The organism is Klebsiella sp. Shm-1 (assembly GCF_040804525.1).
Taxonomy (GTDB): domain Bacteria; phylum Pseudomonadota; class Gammaproteobacteria; order Enterobacterales; family Enterobacteriaceae; genus Klebsiella; species Klebsiella pneumoniae.
In genome coordinates this window covers 1-15,240 of record NZ_CP161824.1, presented here as the reverse complement: position 1 = coordinate 15,240, position 15,240 = coordinate 1, and the positions used below count along the sequence as shown (strand labels likewise).

Sequence of the window (15,240 nt, the reverse complement as noted above, 5' to 3'; positions counted from 1 at the left end):
AATAATTATTAACAATTGGATGCTACCCGAAACGGGTTTATTTATGCCCGTTTCGGGTTGGTAACAGGCGGAAAGAACAGAGGCCCGGATAGGGTATCCGGGCCTCTGTCAGGGAGGAGTTTAGGGGGGCGCGACCCCGGTTACATCACGCGTTTAAAGGTCGAAGGGGTTACGCCAAACTGTTTCTGGAAGGCGGCAGAGAAATGGCTGGCGTTGGCATAGCCCAGATCGGCCGCCACCGTCATGACGGAGGTATTGCCGTTGGCCAGGCGTCTTCTGGCTTCCTGCATTCGTTCAGCCTGAAACAGGCCATAGACGCTGTTGTTGAACAGAACGCGGAAGCCTCGCTTAATTTTGAGAACGCTCAGACCGGACTCTCTGGCCAGCTCCGCGACGCCCGGCGCTTGCGTCAGATCAGCCAGCAGCAGATCCTTCGCCCGCAGCAGTTTCTGGCGTTCCATCGGGTTGAAGTGGCAGGAGAGGCAACTGGCGTCTTCGCGATGTTCATCCAGCACCAGACTGAGCATGACCAGACTTTGCCCCTGCAACCATAGCGTCGACGGCTTTTGTTCATGACTGAAGCCGGCGTGCATGCGCATCAGCGCGTGACGCAAGGCCTGAGCCGTTAAGTGGGTTTCAGCATTACAACACTGCTGCTGGCAACAGCAGTGGGAGTCGATCTTATTCTTAATGACCGCGCTAATATCCGGCACCCACAGCGCGAGGGTTTCAGGGCTGAAGGAGAGGGTAATGCTCTCGAATCGGCCACAATAGGAGGCGCTGCCGCGACAGTCTGGCGTATGGGTAATGTAATGGCGATTGCGCGCAAGCTCCCAGTCGGTGTGGCGCCGGAGTCCCTGAATCGCAAAGCGCGATGTGCCTTCCAGGATGCACGAGAAGTTAATCCTGCCCAGATCGTCGTGTAGCTGCAACGTCTCAGGCCGCGCAAAATGGCCCCTCCAGAGCAAAATATCCATACCTTCCTGCAACGAACAGCGCAGCAGTTCACACTGAGCAGGAATATTGCCATCGTTTGCAGGTTTCCCGACCACCAACTGGTGAATAGAGATTTCAGATTGCGTTTGCGGTGACTCCGTCATGACCAGGTTATCTCCCTGTGGCTTAGACCAATGCGGGTATAAATAGAACCGAATGGGGTAGATGAGTTATTGATAATGGTTATTATTCACATTAATTCTCAGAACGCCACCCTGAATTGTCGTTTTTGGCGTCCGTAAAAATTCATCAGGAAATTCAGTTACTCCCATGTCATCTCAATCATCCAATACTGAATCGCTGTCCCGATTTCCTCTCTGGCAGGTGATTACACCGGTTCGCAGGAAGGTTATTTTAGCTATGGCGCTGGCGGGGCTGGCGGCATTAACCAGCCTGGGGGCGCTCCTTTTTCTGGCGTGGAGCCTGCGTGACATTCGCGCGACGCCTGACGCTATTCCGGCCTGGCCGCTGGGCGGCGTGATCGGCTGCGTGGTCTTAACTTTTGTTCTGCACTTACAGGCGTTCAACACCTCTCATTACGCGGCTTTTCATCTGGAGAACATTCTGCGCAGCAGGTTAGCCCGTAAAGCATTGCAGCTTCCGCCTGGCGTGTTACAGCAAATGGGCAGCGGGTCAGTGGCGAAAGTGATGCTGGATGACGTGAAGTCGTTACATATTTTTGTGGCCGACAGCACGCCGCTCTATGCCCGCGCGATCATCATGCCGCTGGCGACAATCGTTATCTTGTTCTGGCTGGACTGGCGGCTGGCAATCGCGACGCTGGGGGTACTGGCGTTTGGATCGGTTGTTCTCGTGCTCGCCCGCCAGCGATCGGAAGATATGGCTCAGCGTTATCATAAGGCGCGCGAGCAGGTTAGCGCGGCGGTTATTGAGTTCGTGCAGGCCATGCCCGTGGTGAGAACGTTTGATAGCGGCAGCACCAGTTTTTTGCGCTATCAACGCGCCCTTGAAGAGTGGGTCAATGTGCTCAAAACCTGGTATCGCAAAGCCGGTTTTTCAGCGCGTTTTTCCTTCTCGATTCTGAATCCTCTCCCGACCCTGTTTGTCCTGATCTGGTCGGGATACGGCCTGTTGCACTATGGCAGTTTCGATTTTATCGCGTGGGTGGCCGTTTTACTGCTGGGCAGCGGAATGGCCGAAGCCGTAATGCCAATGATGATGCTCAATAACCTGGTCGCGCAAACGCGTTTAAGCATTCAGCGTATTTATCAGGTTCTCGCGATGCCGGAGTTATCGCTGCCGCAGTCTGACCGGCAGCCGCAAGAGGCGAGCATTACCTTTGAGCAGGTGAGCTTTCATTATCCGCAAGCGCGTACTGGCGCCGCGTTGCAGGAGGTGAGCTTTCATGTGCCTGCCGGGCAAATTGTGGCGCTGGTCGGGCCAAGCGGCGCCGGAAAAAGCACCGTGGCGCGCTTGCTGCTGCGTTACGCCGACCCGGACAAAGGCCATATCCGTATTGGCGGCGTGGATCTGCGTGATATGCAGACGGACACCCTGATGAAGCAACTCTCGTTTGTGTTTCAGGACAACTTCCTTTTTGCCGACACGATAGCCAATAACATTCGTCTGGGCGCGCCGGATACGCCGCTGGAGGCGGTAATAGCGGCGGCCAGAGTGGCGCAGGCCCATGATTTTATTAGCGCTCTGCCAGAAGGTTACAACACACGAGTCGGGGAACGTGGGGTATTTCTCTCCGGCGGCCAGCGGCAGCGCATTACTATCGCCCGGGCGCTTTTGCAGGATCGCCCCATCCTGGTGCTCGATGAGGCGACGGCGTTTGCTGACCCGGAAAACGAAGCGGCGCTTATCAAGGCGCTCGCGGCGGCCATGCGTGGCCGGACGGTCATCATGGTCGCGCATCGTCTCTCAATGGTGACTCAGGCCGATGTGATATTGCTGTTTTCCGACGGACAGCTCAGGGAAATGGGGAACCATATGCAACTGTTGGCGCAGGGCGGCCTGTATCAACGGCTCTGGCAACACTATCAGCAGGCGCAGCATTGGGTGCCGGGTGGAACACAGGAAGAGGTGGTGGAAAATGAAAGACAATAATCCTGCGGATAACCTGGCCTGGCGCGTCATCTGGCGCCAGCTTATCTCCAGCGTTGGCAGTCAGGCCAGGATGCTGCGACGCAGTATGCTGGTGCTGTTGCTGGCGGCATTCATGCAGGGGATCGCCTTTGCCTGTCTTTATCCGATCATTGATGCGCTGTTACGGGGAGACGCGCCGCAACTTCTTAACTGGGCTATGGCCTTCAGCGTCGCCGCAATTGTGACGCTGGTGCTACGCTGGTATGGCCTGGGCTTTGAATACCGTGGTCATCTGGCGCAGGCCACCCATGAGTTGCGCCTGCGACTTGGCGAGCAGTTACGCCGCGTGCCGCTGGAGAAGCTCCAGCGCGGCAGGGCGGGTGAAATGAACGCCTTGCTGCTGGGCAGCGTGGATGAAAACCTCAATTATGTTATTGCGATAGCCAATATTTTGCTGCTCACCATTGTCACACCGCTGACGGCGTCGCTGGCGACATTGTGGATAGACTGGCGGCTGGGGCTGGTGATGTTGCTGATCTTCCCTCTGCTGGTGCCGTTTTATTACTGGCGCCGCCCGGCGATGCGGCGACAAATGCAGACGCTGGGGGAAGCGCACCAGCGTCTGAGCGGCGATATCGTTGAATTTGCTCAGGGGATGATGGTATTGCGCACCTGCGGCAGCGATGCCGATAAAAGCCGGGCGCTGCTCGCGCATTTCAATGCGCTGGAAAACTTACAGACCCGCACTCACCGTCAGGGCGCTGGCGCGACGATGCTGATCGCCAGCGTCGTGGAGTTGGGCCTACAGGTGGTGGTGTTATCCGGGATCGTCTGGGTAGTGACGGGCACTCTGAACCTCGCCTTTTTGATTGCCGCCGTCGCGATGATTATGCGCTTCGCAGAACCGATGGCGATGTTTATCAGCTACACCTCGGTTGTGGAACTGATCGCCAGCGCCCTGCAACGGATTGAGCGGTTTATGGCGATAGCACCGCTTCCCGTCGCAGAGCAAAGCGAGATGCCGGAACGTTACGATATCCGCTTTGACAACGTCAGCTATCGCTACGAAGAAGGCGACGGCCACGCGCTTAATCATGTTTCTTTGACGTTCCCGGCAGCCAGTATGAGCGCGCTGGTGGGTGCCTCCGGCGCAGGCAAAACTACGGTCACCAAACTGTTAATGCGCTATGCCGATCCGCAGCAAGGGCAGATTTCTATTGGCGGCGTCGATATTCGCCGCCTGACGCCGGAACAGCTCAATAGCCTGATTTCTGTTGTTTTCCAGGATGTCTGGCTGTTTGATGACACGCTGCTGGCGAATATCCGTATCGCGCGCCCACAGGCGACGCGGCAGGAGGTAGAAGAGGCCGCCCGCGCGGCGCAGTGCCTTGAGTTTATTTCCCGTCTTCCGCAAGGCTGGCTGACGCCAATGGGAGAGATGGGCGGCCAGCTATCGGGCGGCGAGCGCCAGCGGATTTCCATTGCCAGAGCGTTATTGAAAAACGCGCCGGTCGTCATTCTCGATGAACCGACTGCCGCGCTGGATATTGAAAGCGAGCTGGCGGTGCAAAAAGCGATCGATAACCTGGTTCACAACCGGACGGTGATTATCATCGCTCACCGTTTATCCACCATCGCCGGGGCCGGAAACATTCTGGTGATGGAAGAGGGACAGGTGGTTGAGCAGGGTACTCATGCGCAATTGCTCTCACATCATGGACGTTATCAGGCGCTGTGGCAGGCGCAAATGGCCGCGCGCGTGTGGCGCGACGACGGGGTTTCCGCGTCTGGAGAGTGGGTGCATGAGTGATGTTCAGTCGAATGTGAAACCGCTGACGTTGACGACCGGGCGGGTGATTTTTGCTATTGCCGGCGTCTATGTGACGCAGAGTCTGGTATCGGCGCTGTCTATGCAGTCCTTACCCGCTCTGGTGCGCGCTGCTGGCGGTTCGCTGGCGCTTGCCGGTGCGACAACCCTGTTTATGCTGCCCTGGGCGCTGAAGTTTATTTGGGCGCCGTGGATCGAGCGCTGGCGGCTTCCGCCCGGTAGCCAGGAACGCCGTTCCCGCATGTTAATCCTGCGTGGTCAGGTCGCGCTAGCGGCGATCCTGACTATTGCCGCAGCGATTGGCTGGTTTGGGCGAGAAGGGGGATTCCCCGATACGCAAATCGTCGCGTTATTTGTTCTGTTTATGGTGGCAGGCACGGTCGCCTCCACCATTGATATCGCCAGCGACGGCTTTTGCGTCGATCAACTGACCCGCACGGGTTACGGCTGGGGAAACAGCGTGCAGGTCGGCGGCAGCTATCTGGGAATGATGTGCGGCGGCGGGGTGTTCCTGATGCTGTCGGCGGCATCCGGCTGGCCTGTCGCCATGCTGATGATGGCGGTGCTGATTATGGCGCTGTCACTCCCGCTGTGGCGCATTACGGAGCCGACGCGAACAGCGACTATCCCGCATGTGCCGGCGTTAGGTTATGCGCTAAGGAGGAAGCAGGCGCGCCTGGGCTTACTGCTGGTATTGATGCTGAATTCAGGCATGCGGTTTGTGCTGCCTCTTCTGGCACCGCTGTTGTTGGATCAGGGGTTGAGCATGTCCGCATTGGGCGCGCTGTTCAGCGGCGGCAATATTGCAGCGGGCATAGCAGGAACGCTGGCCGGCGGATTGCTGATGAAATACACCTCACCCGGCAGAGCGCTGTTGACGGCTTATGGCATCCAGGGGATCGCGCTGCTGGCGGTGGTGATGACGCTCATGATGGCGCCGGGTCATCTGCTGCTGCCGATTCTCCAGTGTCTGGTCATTGTCCAGTCCATTTCGCTGGCCTGCGCGCTGGTCTGTCTTTACGCCACGCTGATGTCGCTTTCATCGCCTTTGCAGGCCGGTGTCGACTTCACCCTCTTTCAATGTACTGACGCGGCACTCGCCATTCTGGCAGGCGTTATCGGTGGCGTTGTTGCTCAACATTTTGGCTATGCGGCCTGCTTCCTGTTTGCCGGGGCATTCACGTTGCTGGCGGCGTGGGTTGCTTATATCCGGCTGCATTCGGCAAGAGAACTGATGACAAGCGCAATTGATTGATCCGGGAATAACACAGAGAGGTAAGGGATGAAAATCAGTGAATTTCTACATCTGGCGTTACCAGAGGAACAATGGCTACCGACGATTTCTGGCGTTTTACGCCAGTTCGCAGAAGAAGAGTGTTATGTCTATGAGCGTCAACCCTGTTGGTATTTAGGCAAAGGGTGCCAGGCACGGCTGCACATTAATGCCGACGGAACGCAGGCGACATTTATTGATGATGCCGGGGAGCAAAAATGGGCGGTGGATTCCATTGCCGACTGCGCGCGTCGTTTTATGGCGCATCCTCAGGTGAAAGGACGTCGGGTATATGGACAGGTTGGGTTCAACTTTGCGGCGCATGCGCGGGGGATTGCCTTTAACGCCGGGGAGTGGCCGCTGCTGACGTTAACCGTTCCCCGTGAAGAACTTATTTTTGAAAAGGGAAATGTCACCGTTTATGCGGACTCCGCCGACGGGTGCCGACGTTTGTGCGAGTGGGTAAAAGAGGCCGGTACAACGACGCAGAACGCACCACTGGCGGTGGATACCGCCCTCAATGGTGAGGCATATAAACAACAGGTTGCGCGCTCCGTTGCGGAGATCCGCCGTGGCGAGTATGTCAAAGTGATTGTCTCGCGCGCCATTCCCCTGCCATCGCGGATTGATATGCCCGCCACGCTGTTATACGGGCGGCAGGCAAACACACCTGTGCGCTCGTTTATGTTCCGTCAGGAAGGACGCGAAGCGCTGGGCTTTAGCCCGGAACTGGTGATGTCAGTGACGGGCAATAAAGTGGTCACTGAACCGCTTGCGGGCACCCGCGATCGCATGGGAAACCCGGAGCATAATAAGGCGAAAGAGGCAGAACTGCTGCACGACAGTAAAGAGGTGCTTGAGCATATCCTTTCTGTCAAAGAAGCTATTGCTGAACTGGAGGCCGTTTGCCAGCCGGGCAGCGTGGTGGTTGAAGATTTAATGTCGGTTCGCCAGCGCGGCAGCGTTCAGCATCTGGGGTCTGGCGTGAGCGGTCAGCTTGCGGAAAACAAGGATGCCTGGGATGCGTTTACCGTGCTGTTTCCGTCGATTACCGCATCAGGTATCCCTAAAAATGCTGCTCTGAACGCGATTATGCAAATTGAGAAGACGCCGCGAGAGCTTTACTCCGGCGCAATCCTGCTGCTGGACGATACGCGCTTTGATGCGGCGCTAGTTCTGCGTTCCGTATTTCAGGATAGCCAGCGCTGCTGGATACAGGCGGGGGCGGGAATCATCGCGCAATCTACGCCGGAACGCGAACTGACAGAAACCCGGGAGAAATTAGCGAGCATTGCGCCCTATTTAATGGTGTAGGAGTAACTGTTTTCTAACCTCACAACCAGACTGTCCAAAGACAATTGAGTCGCTCTTTGATTCCTCTGTGACTCTATTGTCTTCTTTTGGGATAAAATAGGTGTTTTTCGTCATGAAGTTGATAAAAGTTTATATATAACCACCTCCTGTGGAGGTGGTGGTAACTTGCCAGAGTGTGGGATTCGTTAGTATACTATGGGATAAACTTATTTTTACCAATTAAAAAAAGAACAAATAGTACTGCAATGCTTACTGAAAAGTAAGGGGGGGATGAAATAAAAAGTCAGCTGAAAATTGAAGAAAAAACACTATCATTCTACCGAAGCAAGATAACAAGAAAATTTGGCTGTAAAGGGTACATAAGGTTTATGTATCTTTACAGTCTTAATAAAGAAATGGTTGATGAAAGATGTCTCATGCCAAGTATTTAGAAAAAAAGGGGGAGAGGGGATGAAAGCACTCTTTAATTTATCTATTTCCACATACTTAATTTTACTGATCCCCCCCCTCGTCATTGGAATGTTCCTCACACTTATCCAAAAAAATCCTGTCATTGATAAATGTAACATGAATAACAAAATGAATAGCTGAAAATATAGTATAGATAACGATTTTATGAAGTAAAATAATGTTCTTTTGAATTTATTTATTATCTGCTAATTTACTTCCCTGCGCTAAAGTTAGCGCAGGGGAAATTTAAATTATATTTAACTTGCGGATGCGATGTATTTTATTAACCTCTAGCACGGATCAAATATTTTTTTATCTCAAGTAACTCATCACACGAGCTTGAAAATGCCAGAGGCCTAAATCCATTATCCTTTCTTTCAAGAAAACAATTGCAACTTTCGATTAAAAACGCATTGGCTTTCTGTATATTAGACTCCAACAAAGATTCATTATAAAGAAGAATAAAAAAATCATCCTCAGGGTATTGAAAAAGCTTTTTATCCATAATTGACACTCAAAATCTTATATAACACCAGCTATTTATTCTTGCTTAGTCTTAATAATTAGGAACAGAATGAAACTACCGCCCCCCACATAATAAGCCCACCCTAACTCATTATAGGGACTAGCCCCTTCTGAAAATCGGTAGATCTGCTTATCAAGCATATTGCTGACACAGACGTTAAGACGCAAAATTTTATTAGAATCGTAATTAAAGTTAGTTTCCACCGGAGAATAAGCCCCCAGCTCTTTACCTGACAGGCCGCAAGTATCTTCTCTCCGAGTTATCCGGATGAGTAGTGATATTACCATTTTTCCTGTTCATCAACGATGTTTTACTTCACATTGCTGGTATTGTTCTAATTTATCTGGTGTTGATATGCCGTATAGTCAGTCATTATGAGGTTTATGCGGTAATGAACCGTAGACAGACATCATCTAGGGCTGGTAAGTATGAAGATGAGGACTCGGATTTAGCTAACCTTCTCATAAGCAATAGTATGGTTTCTCTGTGGTTAAACGTCATTACATTAGTATTGATTACATTTTTCATTGTAATGATGTATGTGTCAGCCTGAGTTTGTTGTGTTCATATTGGCATTTGGTATATCTGGCCATAGCCACACCAAACCACAAAACGTGTAAAATCAATAACTTAGTGCGCATAATGTACGTTATGTTAAATGCGCACTGTATATATATGGGTCTTCCCCGATCATGGGGGGAAAAATTCGCTCCTACTGTCTTGTTCGGGGTGAAACACTTATATGATAGCAAAAATAAGAATGATACCAAGAACAAATATTGACATATATGCCACAGTACCTGCTGAAAGAAGAAAAGCTATGAACGATGCAGTAATTACTAATGAAAATGATGAACAAAGAGTCATGAATTTAATCTTTGAACGCACTTCTCTTGGTATGTATCCAGTAATTCTGAATGCGTGACAAATATGACAATGATTTTCTTTAATTAAGTTAACGCAACAAAAAGGACATTTCACATCACTTGACATAGTTTTTTAACACTCAATGTTGTGGTAGTTTTTTTTCCATAATCGTCCTTGGCAAGCACTATCATTAACAGAAAAAACTATATTTTTTTGCTCTATAGTTTCAACACCTTCCACTATTAAAAAATTACAATACACCTTTATTTTATTTATTATTTCCATGAGGTTTTTCTTGTTTTGAATTTCCCAGAAATAATCCTTATCTATTTTTACACATTCAAATTTAAATAACTCAATGACTTTTAAACTCGTTAACCCTCCTCCGAAATCATCCAACCACAAAGGCCCCAGCCTAGAAAGTTTTTTCAAATCAGACATACAATTCAAGGACTTAAATTCATGGAAGTTTTCATTAATTTCTAAAGCAATATTATTTTTTCTTTTTATGTGCTCACTTACATATTTGTCGGTCAATATATAATCGCTTATGAGGCTATCTACGTTTAAGGATAGCAATGGAAACTTTAAGTGAAAACCTTCAAGCTTTTCAATTGTCAATAGTTGCTTGTTAAACGCATCAATTATTTCCTTCTCATTTAACGCATCGAAAGAAAACGGCATTTCATTAGCTTGGTAATCATTAGTATTCTTTTTAAATATATTTTTTGTTAAAATCTCCCATGAATGAAGGGAGCCATCTTTTTTGTATGATGGCTCTAAAACAAAGCTAAAGGAGTTTATTTCCACTTTGTTCTTCATTGTTACATAATACCAAGATTAGGAATATTCCCAATCCTGTCATAAATAAAAAAGAAAGAAAAATAGTTTAAAATGATCGATAAAGATCAATTGATAGCCAAAAGCTATCACGTTTAGGCTATCGATCGGTGTATTGAATCGATTGGATGCTAAATCGATTAAAAGAAACAGTGGTTTATTTTTAAATCCTTTAAAATCAATTGAGTAGTAATTGTCTGGAAGGTGGATTGTTGGGGAGCCTGATTTTTATGTTGCTGCTTTCCAGGCAAATTTTAGTTTTTAATGAAAGTTCTAATCAATAACTATCAAAAAAGATATGGTGGGATTATTCAAGTCTTTCAAATCCTGCATGCATGAATATTATCATTAATTTTAAATGTTAAATTCTTTAACTAATCTTCATATGGCGTATTGTTAAACTTTATATGGTGAACTGGTAAGTTTATTTTAAACAATCCGGTTGTGCGTTTAAATGAGGTTGTACAGATATTTAAAATATTTCCGAAAACCGGGGCAGCTACAGTTCCACCAAAGTGGGTTCCGGCGGTAGGATTATTGGTAATGGTCCCAACTTATTGATAGTGTTTTATGTTCAGATAATGCCCGATGACTTTATCATGCAGCTCCACCGATTTTGAGAACGACAGCGACTTCCGTCCCAGCCTTGCCAGATGCTGCCTCAGATTCAGGTTATGCCGCTCAATTCGCTGTGTATATCGCTTGCTGATTACGTGCAGCTTTCCCTTCAGGCGGGATTCATACAGCGGCCAGCCATCCGTCATCCATATCACCACGTCAAAGGGTGACAGCAGGCTCATAAGACGCCCCAGCGTCGCTATAGTGCGTTCACCGAATACGTGCGCAACAACCGTCTTCCGGAGCCTGTCATACGCGTAAAACAGCCAGCGCTGGCGCGATTTAGCCCAGACGTAGCCCCACTGTTCGTCCATTTCCGCGCAGACGATGACGTCACTGCCCGGCTGTATGCGCGAGGTTACCGACTGCGGCCTGAGTTTTTTAAGTGACGTAAAATCGTGTTGAGGCCACCGCCCATAATGCGGGCGGTTGCCCGGCATCCAACGCCATTCATGGCCATATCAATGATTTTCTGGTGCGTACCGGGTTGAGAGGCGGTGTAAGTGAACTGTAGCTGCCATGTTTTACGGCAGTGAGAGCAGAGATAGCGCTGATGTCCGGCAGTACTTTTACCGTTACGCACCACCCCGTCAGTAGCTGAACAGGAGGGACAGCTGATAGAAACAGAAGCCACTGGAGCACCAAAAAAACACCATCATACACTAAATCAGTAAGTTGGCAGCATCACCCTAATGTTGAGCAGTATTTAGTTAGCCAGTCTTGCTTTATAACGCCTTAAAATATTTACTGGATTAACCAGGGCCAGAAAAGTTCCGCCGACTATAAGCGTGGCTCCTGACATTTTCCAGACGTTGAGGCTGTCACCGAGAAATAAAGCACCAAAGAAAATAGCAAATACCGGGCTGAGTAAAGAGTAAGGCATGACCTTGTTCACCGGATATTTTTTTAACAGCCAGTACCACAATGAATAAGCTATAACGGATGATCCTATCGCACTGTAAAAAACACCGAACCAGCCGCGCCAGCTTGCATTCTCAATAGCAGCAAACTGACCCGTTTCAAAAATGAACGATGCCAGCGCAACTAGAGGAATCGCCAGAAAGGAAAGCCATCCCGCCATCGTCAGTGGGTGAATCGGCACTGAGCATTTAACTATGATGTTTGTGAGTGCCCAGCCAGTTGCACTGGTCAGCAGCAATACCATAGCCAGCATTGAGGCGGATGAAGGACTGCCAGCCAGGAAGAACACGCCTGATAATGAAATTGCAATGCCCATTACCTGTATAAAACTCAACTTTTCCTTAAGCACAACGGCGGCCATGATCATTGCGAAGGGCGTACCAAGCTGAACCACGATTGCTGCGGTTCCCGCATCGGTATAACGCGTGCCCACAAACAACAAAGAAAAGTGCATAAACCCAAATGTAAATGCCAGTACCATCAAGGTCTTCAATTGTTCCCTGGTGACTCTGGCAAAAGGAACTACTACTGCGGACACTACTATAAAACGTAGAAATGTCATAAAGAGCGGAGGCAACTCCGTCACGCCCAGCTTGATAGCCACAACATTAAATGCCCAGATTGCAACAACCAGAATGACGATAAAAAAATGACGGAGAGCCACAGACTGTTCCTTACCTGATAACTGCTTTGAGGGTGTCTTCGAACTGGTTAAGCAGCAGATCCGCATTATCCTGATTGAATGTCAGCAGCGGACGAATTTTCAGGCTGTTCTCTCCTTTACCCGTTGTGCTGATAAGAATACGGCGCTCACGCAGTTCACTGACAACTTTACGTGTTAATCCGGTATCTGGCTCTTTAGTGTCAGGATCTTTAACGAACTCAATCGCGTGATAAAGCCCCGCGCCACGTACATCCCCAATCTGGGTATAATTTTCAGCAATCACACGGAAACCATTCAGAAGGTAATCACCCAGAAGGTGTGAATTCTCCATCAGGTTTTTGTTCTGTATTTCGTTCAGTACGGCTTGTGCTGCAGCAATACAGACCGGATTCCCTGCAAAGGTATTGAAATAGCGAACTTTACGGCCAAAATCTGCCAGCAATTCAGGTCTGGCAACAACCGCTGCGATTGGCAGGCCATTACCCATTGGCTTGCCCATAACCACCAGATCAGGGTTAATACCGTGGCGCTGATAACCCCACATATGCGAGCCGGTACGCCCGAAGCCAGGCTGCACTTCATCGGCAATGTAAACGCCGCCGTGCTTGTGCACGACATCAATCGCTTTTTTAAGGAAGCCAGCAGGTGTGGTCAGTAGTCCATCGGTGGAGAAAATGCTGTCTGCAATGAACCCCGCAAATTTGATGCCGTGGCGTGCCATATCTGCAATCGCTGCTTCAATATCATCAGCCAGTCGCTGCGCCACATCCACGCCTTCACCGGCTCGATAGGCGTCAGGAGCACGGACCGTACGAACATGCTGATCAACCGGGACGTATTTACCCATAGTGGTTGAGATAGCTGCCACTGTTGCGGTGATACCGTGATAAGCATAATCAGTCACGATAATGCCGGTACCACCGGTATAGAACTTGGCGATACGCAGGGAAAGGTCAACAGCTTCACTTCCCGTGCAGGTATACATGACGTGGCCGAGCTCAGGCTCAAAGGTATTCAGCAGTTGCTCAGAATAGTTAAGAATGTTTTCGCTCATGTAACGCGTGTGAGTATTGAGCGTGGCAATCTGGCTGGAGACCGCCTCAACCACTGCCGGATTACAGTGGCCGACTGAAGGCACGTTGTTATAGCAGTCGAGATAGGCATTGTCCTCGGCATCATAGAGGAACACGCCTTCGCCACGCACAAACTCAACCGGATGTTCATACATCAGCTTATAGGATGGGCCAAGCAGTGATTCGCGGCGTGACACGATTTCACGTTCACGAGTATTGAGCTCATTCACACGGGCAATATCAAACCCATTCTGCATACCAGCAGTGGGAGAAAATGACTGTGACATAGTTATTCCTTACAGGCTGATTCAATGAGGGAGCGAGTTTCTTCACTCTTCCTGAAGCGGAACCTGTGCTATGTAGCCTCGAAGGTAGGCGAGAGCGCCATCAAGCAAGTGCTCGCCGGTTCCCATCTGATAAGTGGCTCCCACCGCAACATCAATGGCAATCGCTGTGCAGACGGCGTCACCAAAATCAAGAATTGCGGCTATTTCGTCAGTATTTTGTGGATCAACCAGCACGTTGTCGCCGTTCATATCGTTGTGAACAACGCTCTTACGTAACGAGGGAAGAAGTGGCTTAACGCGTGATTCAAAGTTATCCAGACAAAACTCCAGCATGGCACGGCGAGCAGGTGCAACAATCACTTTCATGTATTCGCGCAGCGATGATGCATGTTGAGCATCCCAGAGCAGCACATGATCCTGAGCGGGATGACTGAAATCCAAAAGAGCACTGGTGACGAGCCCAGCCATTCTGCCAAGATTATATTTCTGTACATTAGTCGCAGGTGACTGTGCCATTAGCTTACCTTCAAGATAAGTAACGACTCTGACCGTACGCATTTGCCCCAGGCAATCAAGAATGAGTTCAAAACGACCGTCTGACGTTGCTCTGACCTGTTGAATCGGCAGGCCAGGGGCACGAAGATTGATGTGATGCATCAGCTCAGTCTGGAAATTGCTTACCATCCGTTCTTCACCTGGATGGGCAAATTTAATCGTGAACTTAGCGCCATCCGCGCTTTCAACCAGAAAGTTTTGATCTCTTTCACTACGCAATTTGCGGACTTCACGCGAATGCCGTAGTGCTCAAGAAGAACGTCTGCTGCAAAGTCACAGTCAATATCGCTCTGCTGCGCTGTCAGCGCATTGGTCGCTTCCGCTTCCATTGAAATGTTGTCTGCCATGCCGGTTACCATCAATGAATTGTTAACTGATATATTGGCATATCAGTAAGTTTAAATAAAGCTGTCTTGGCCTGATGCGCTAGTTAAAATGAGCGTTATAAGAAAACAGAATGGCCATGCATTACTATATAAGGGGAAATGCTAATAACAGGGTGATTTATAAGAAGAATTGCGTATGTATACGGATTACTGACCCGCCATTTCGTGATATATTGGCAGACAAATGTGAATCTCACGACAGTGGGCGTTTATGAGGAATTTTAATGAGTTTTCTGTTTTCAGCTGAGATGCTTGATCACCGGTTACCAAAGACTATGCAAATCTTCACTCTGATGCGTGATGCCATTATTGCGATGCGTCTTCCCCCGGTGAAGTGATTCAGGAAAAAGAGATTGCCGCTCAACTCGGCCTCTCGAGAACTCCCGTTCGTGAAGCGCTTCTGGCTCTTGCAAGTCAGAATCTCATCATTGTCAGGCCAAACCAGGGCACTATTGTCAGCCCATCGACATAAAAACTAGTGCTTGACGGTCAGTTCCTGCGTGAATCTCTTGAACCCGGATTGCGAAACTTGCCGCACGGTTCTACCGACCTGAGTATAATATTGAATTTGATGAAATTATTAACCGACA

14 protein-coding genes and 2 pseudogenes are annotated in these 15,240 nt (G+C 49.5%); 7 read left to right on the top strand and 9 right to left on the bottom strand.

What is annotated here, in order from left to right; translation table 11 throughout:
- Window positions 1-140: 140 nt before the first annotated feature.
- Window positions 141-1,100: a yersiniabactin transcriptional regulator YbtA gene (ybtA, locus tag AB1E37_RS25595; RefSeq protein WP_200035848.1), complete on the bottom strand. Its 960-nt coding sequence runs from the start codon at window positions 1,098-1,100 to the stop codon at window positions 141-143.
- A 256-nt stretch (window positions 1,101-1,356) separates the two neighbouring features.
- Here ybtA and ybtP point away from each other — a divergent pair, with 256 nt between their 5' ends.
- The 5 genes and pseudogenes from ybtP to rmpA all read left to right on the top strand — a co-directional run.
- Window positions 1,357-3,069 (top strand): yersiniabactin ABC transporter ATP-binding/permease protein YbtP, encoded by a 1,713-nt coding sequence (gene ybtP, locus AB1E37_RS25590; protein ID WP_367777105.1) that lies wholly within the window; start codon window positions 1,357-1,359, stop codon window positions 3,067-3,069.
- Entirely contained in the window at window positions 3,056-4,858 is a 1,803-nt protein-coding gene (gene ybtQ, locus AB1E37_RS25585) for a yersiniabactin ABC transporter ATP-binding/permease protein YbtQ (RefSeq protein WP_025368102.1), read from the top strand. The genes ybtP and ybtQ overlap by 14 nt, the downstream gene beginning before the upstream one ends.
- On the top strand, window positions 4,851-6,131 hold the full coding sequence (ybtX, locus tag AB1E37_RS25580) for a yersiniabactin-associated zinc MFS transporter YbtX (protein WP_048264981.1): 1,281 nt from the start codon (window positions 4,851-4,853) through the stop codon (window positions 6,129-6,131). The genes ybtQ and ybtX overlap by 8 nt, the downstream gene beginning before the upstream one ends.
- Before the next feature lie 27 nt (window positions 6,132-6,158).
- Complete coding sequence (gene ybtS, locus AB1E37_RS25575) at window positions 6,159-7,463, top strand: yersiniabactin biosynthesis salicylate synthase Irp9/YbtS (protein WP_065809517.1); 1,305 nt, start codon at window positions 6,159-6,161, stop codon at window positions 7,461-7,463.
- A 222-nt stretch (window positions 7,464-7,685) separates the two neighbouring features.
- A pseudogene (rmpA, locus tag AB1E37_RS25570) lies at window positions 7,686-7,894 on the top strand (mucoid phenotype A regulator RmpA); the annotation flags it as partial.
- Window positions 7,895-8,196: 302 nt separating this feature from the next.
- Here the strand turns inward: rmpA and AB1E37_RS25565 are convergent.
- Both AB1E37_RS25565 and AB1E37_RS25560 read right to left on the bottom strand, forming a co-directional pair.
- Window positions 8,197-8,418: a hypothetical protein gene (locus tag AB1E37_RS25565; protein ID WP_131023892.1), complete on the bottom strand. Its 222-nt coding sequence runs from the start codon at window positions 8,416-8,418 to the stop codon at window positions 8,197-8,199.
- 35 nt (window positions 8,419-8,453) lie between these two features.
- Window positions 8,454-8,699, bottom strand: a pseudogene (locus AB1E37_RS25560) (hypothetical protein); the annotation flags it as partial.
- Window positions 8,700-9,181: 482 nt separating this feature from the next.
- Here AB1E37_RS25560 and AB1E37_RS25555 point away from each other — a divergent pair.
- Complete coding sequence (locus AB1E37_RS25555) at window positions 9,182-9,364, top strand: hypothetical protein (protein ID WP_126033889.1); 183 nt, start codon at window positions 9,182-9,184, stop codon at window positions 9,362-9,364.
- A gap of 74 nt (window positions 9,365-9,438) precedes the next feature.
- On the opposite strand, the gene AB1E37_RS25550 is transcribed toward AB1E37_RS25555, so the two are convergent.
- The 6 genes from AB1E37_RS25550 to AB1E37_RS25525 form a co-directional block, all read right to left on the bottom strand.
- Window positions 9,439-10,116 carry an EAL domain-containing protein gene (locus AB1E37_RS25550; protein ID WP_225322598.1) on the bottom strand — a complete coding sequence of 226 codons (678 nt, stop codon included), beginning with the start codon at window positions 10,114-10,116 and terminating at the stop codon, window positions 9,439-9,441.
- A gap of 584 nt (window positions 10,117-10,700) precedes the next feature.
- Window positions 10,701-11,398 (bottom strand): IS1 family transposase gene (locus AB1E37_RS25545; RefSeq protein WP_227542758.1). Its coding sequence is split into 2 segments (ribosomal slippage): window positions 10,701-11,149 and window positions 11,149-11,398, totalling 699 coding nucleotides; the frame shifts between segments, so codons are not numbered across the junction.
- A 72-nt stretch (window positions 11,399-11,470) separates the two neighbouring features.
- Complete coding sequence (locus AB1E37_RS25540) at window positions 11,471-12,349, bottom strand: DMT family transporter (RefSeq protein ID WP_032738453.1); 879 nt, start codon at window positions 12,347-12,349, stop codon at window positions 11,471-11,473.
- Between the two features lie 10 nt (window positions 12,350-12,359).
- A complete protein-coding gene (locus AB1E37_RS25535) occupies window positions 12,360-13,709 on the bottom strand; it encodes an aspartate aminotransferase family protein (protein ID WP_077268819.1) in 1,350 nt (449 codons plus the stop codon).
- A 42-nt stretch (window positions 13,710-13,751) separates the two neighbouring features.
- A complete protein-coding gene (locus AB1E37_RS25530; protein ID WP_367777103.1) occupies window positions 13,752-14,483 on the bottom strand; it encodes a phosphotransferase in 732 nt (243 codons plus the stop codon).
- Entirely contained in the window at window positions 14,387-14,611 is a 225-nt protein-coding gene (locus AB1E37_RS25525) for a hypothetical protein (RefSeq protein WP_367777121.1), read from the bottom strand. The genes AB1E37_RS25530 and AB1E37_RS25525 overlap by 97 nt, the downstream gene beginning before the upstream one ends.
- Before the next feature lie 373 nt (window positions 14,612-14,984).
- On the opposite strand from AB1E37_RS25525, the gene AB1E37_RS25520 reads away from it, so the two are divergent.
- Window positions 14,985-15,122: a GntR family transcriptional regulator gene (locus AB1E37_RS25520; RefSeq protein ID WP_367777102.1), complete on the top strand. Its 138-nt coding sequence runs from the start codon at window positions 14,985-14,987 to the stop codon at window positions 15,120-15,122.
- The last annotated feature ends 118 nt before the right edge of the window (window positions 15,123-15,240 follow it).

Coding starts and splice junctions, on each gene's coding strand:
- ybtA (WP_200035848.1), bottom strand. CDS start 1,100: ATGACGGAGTCACCGCAAACGCAATCTGAAATCTCTATTCACCAGTTG.
- ybtP (WP_367777105.1), top strand. CDS start 1,357: ATGGCGCTGGCGGGGCTGGCGGCATTAACCAGCCTGGGGGCGCTCCTT.
- ybtQ (WP_025368102.1), top strand. CDS start 3,056: ATGAAAGACAATAATCCTGCGGATAACCTGGCCTGGCGCGTCATCTGG.
- ybtX (WP_048264981.1), top strand. CDS start 4,851: ATGAGTGATGTTCAGTCGAATGTGAAACCGCTGACGTTGACGACCGGG.
- ybtS (WP_065809517.1), top strand. CDS start 6,159: ATGAAAATCAGTGAATTTCTACATCTGGCGTTACCAGAGGAACAATGG.
- AB1E37_RS25565 (WP_131023892.1), bottom strand. CDS start 8,418: ATGGATAAAAAGCTTTTTCAATACCCTGAGGATGATTTTTTTATTCTT.
- AB1E37_RS25555 (WP_126033889.1), top strand. CDS start 9,182: ATGATAGCAAAAATAAGAATGATACCAAGAACAAATATTGACATATAT.
- AB1E37_RS25535 (WP_077268819.1), bottom strand. CDS start 13,709: ATGTCACAGTCATTTTCTCCCACTGCTGGTATGCAGAATGGGTTTGAT.
- AB1E37_RS25525 (WP_367777121.1), bottom strand. CDS start 14,611: ATGGCAGACAACATTTCAATGGAAGCGGAAGCGACCAATGCGCTGACA.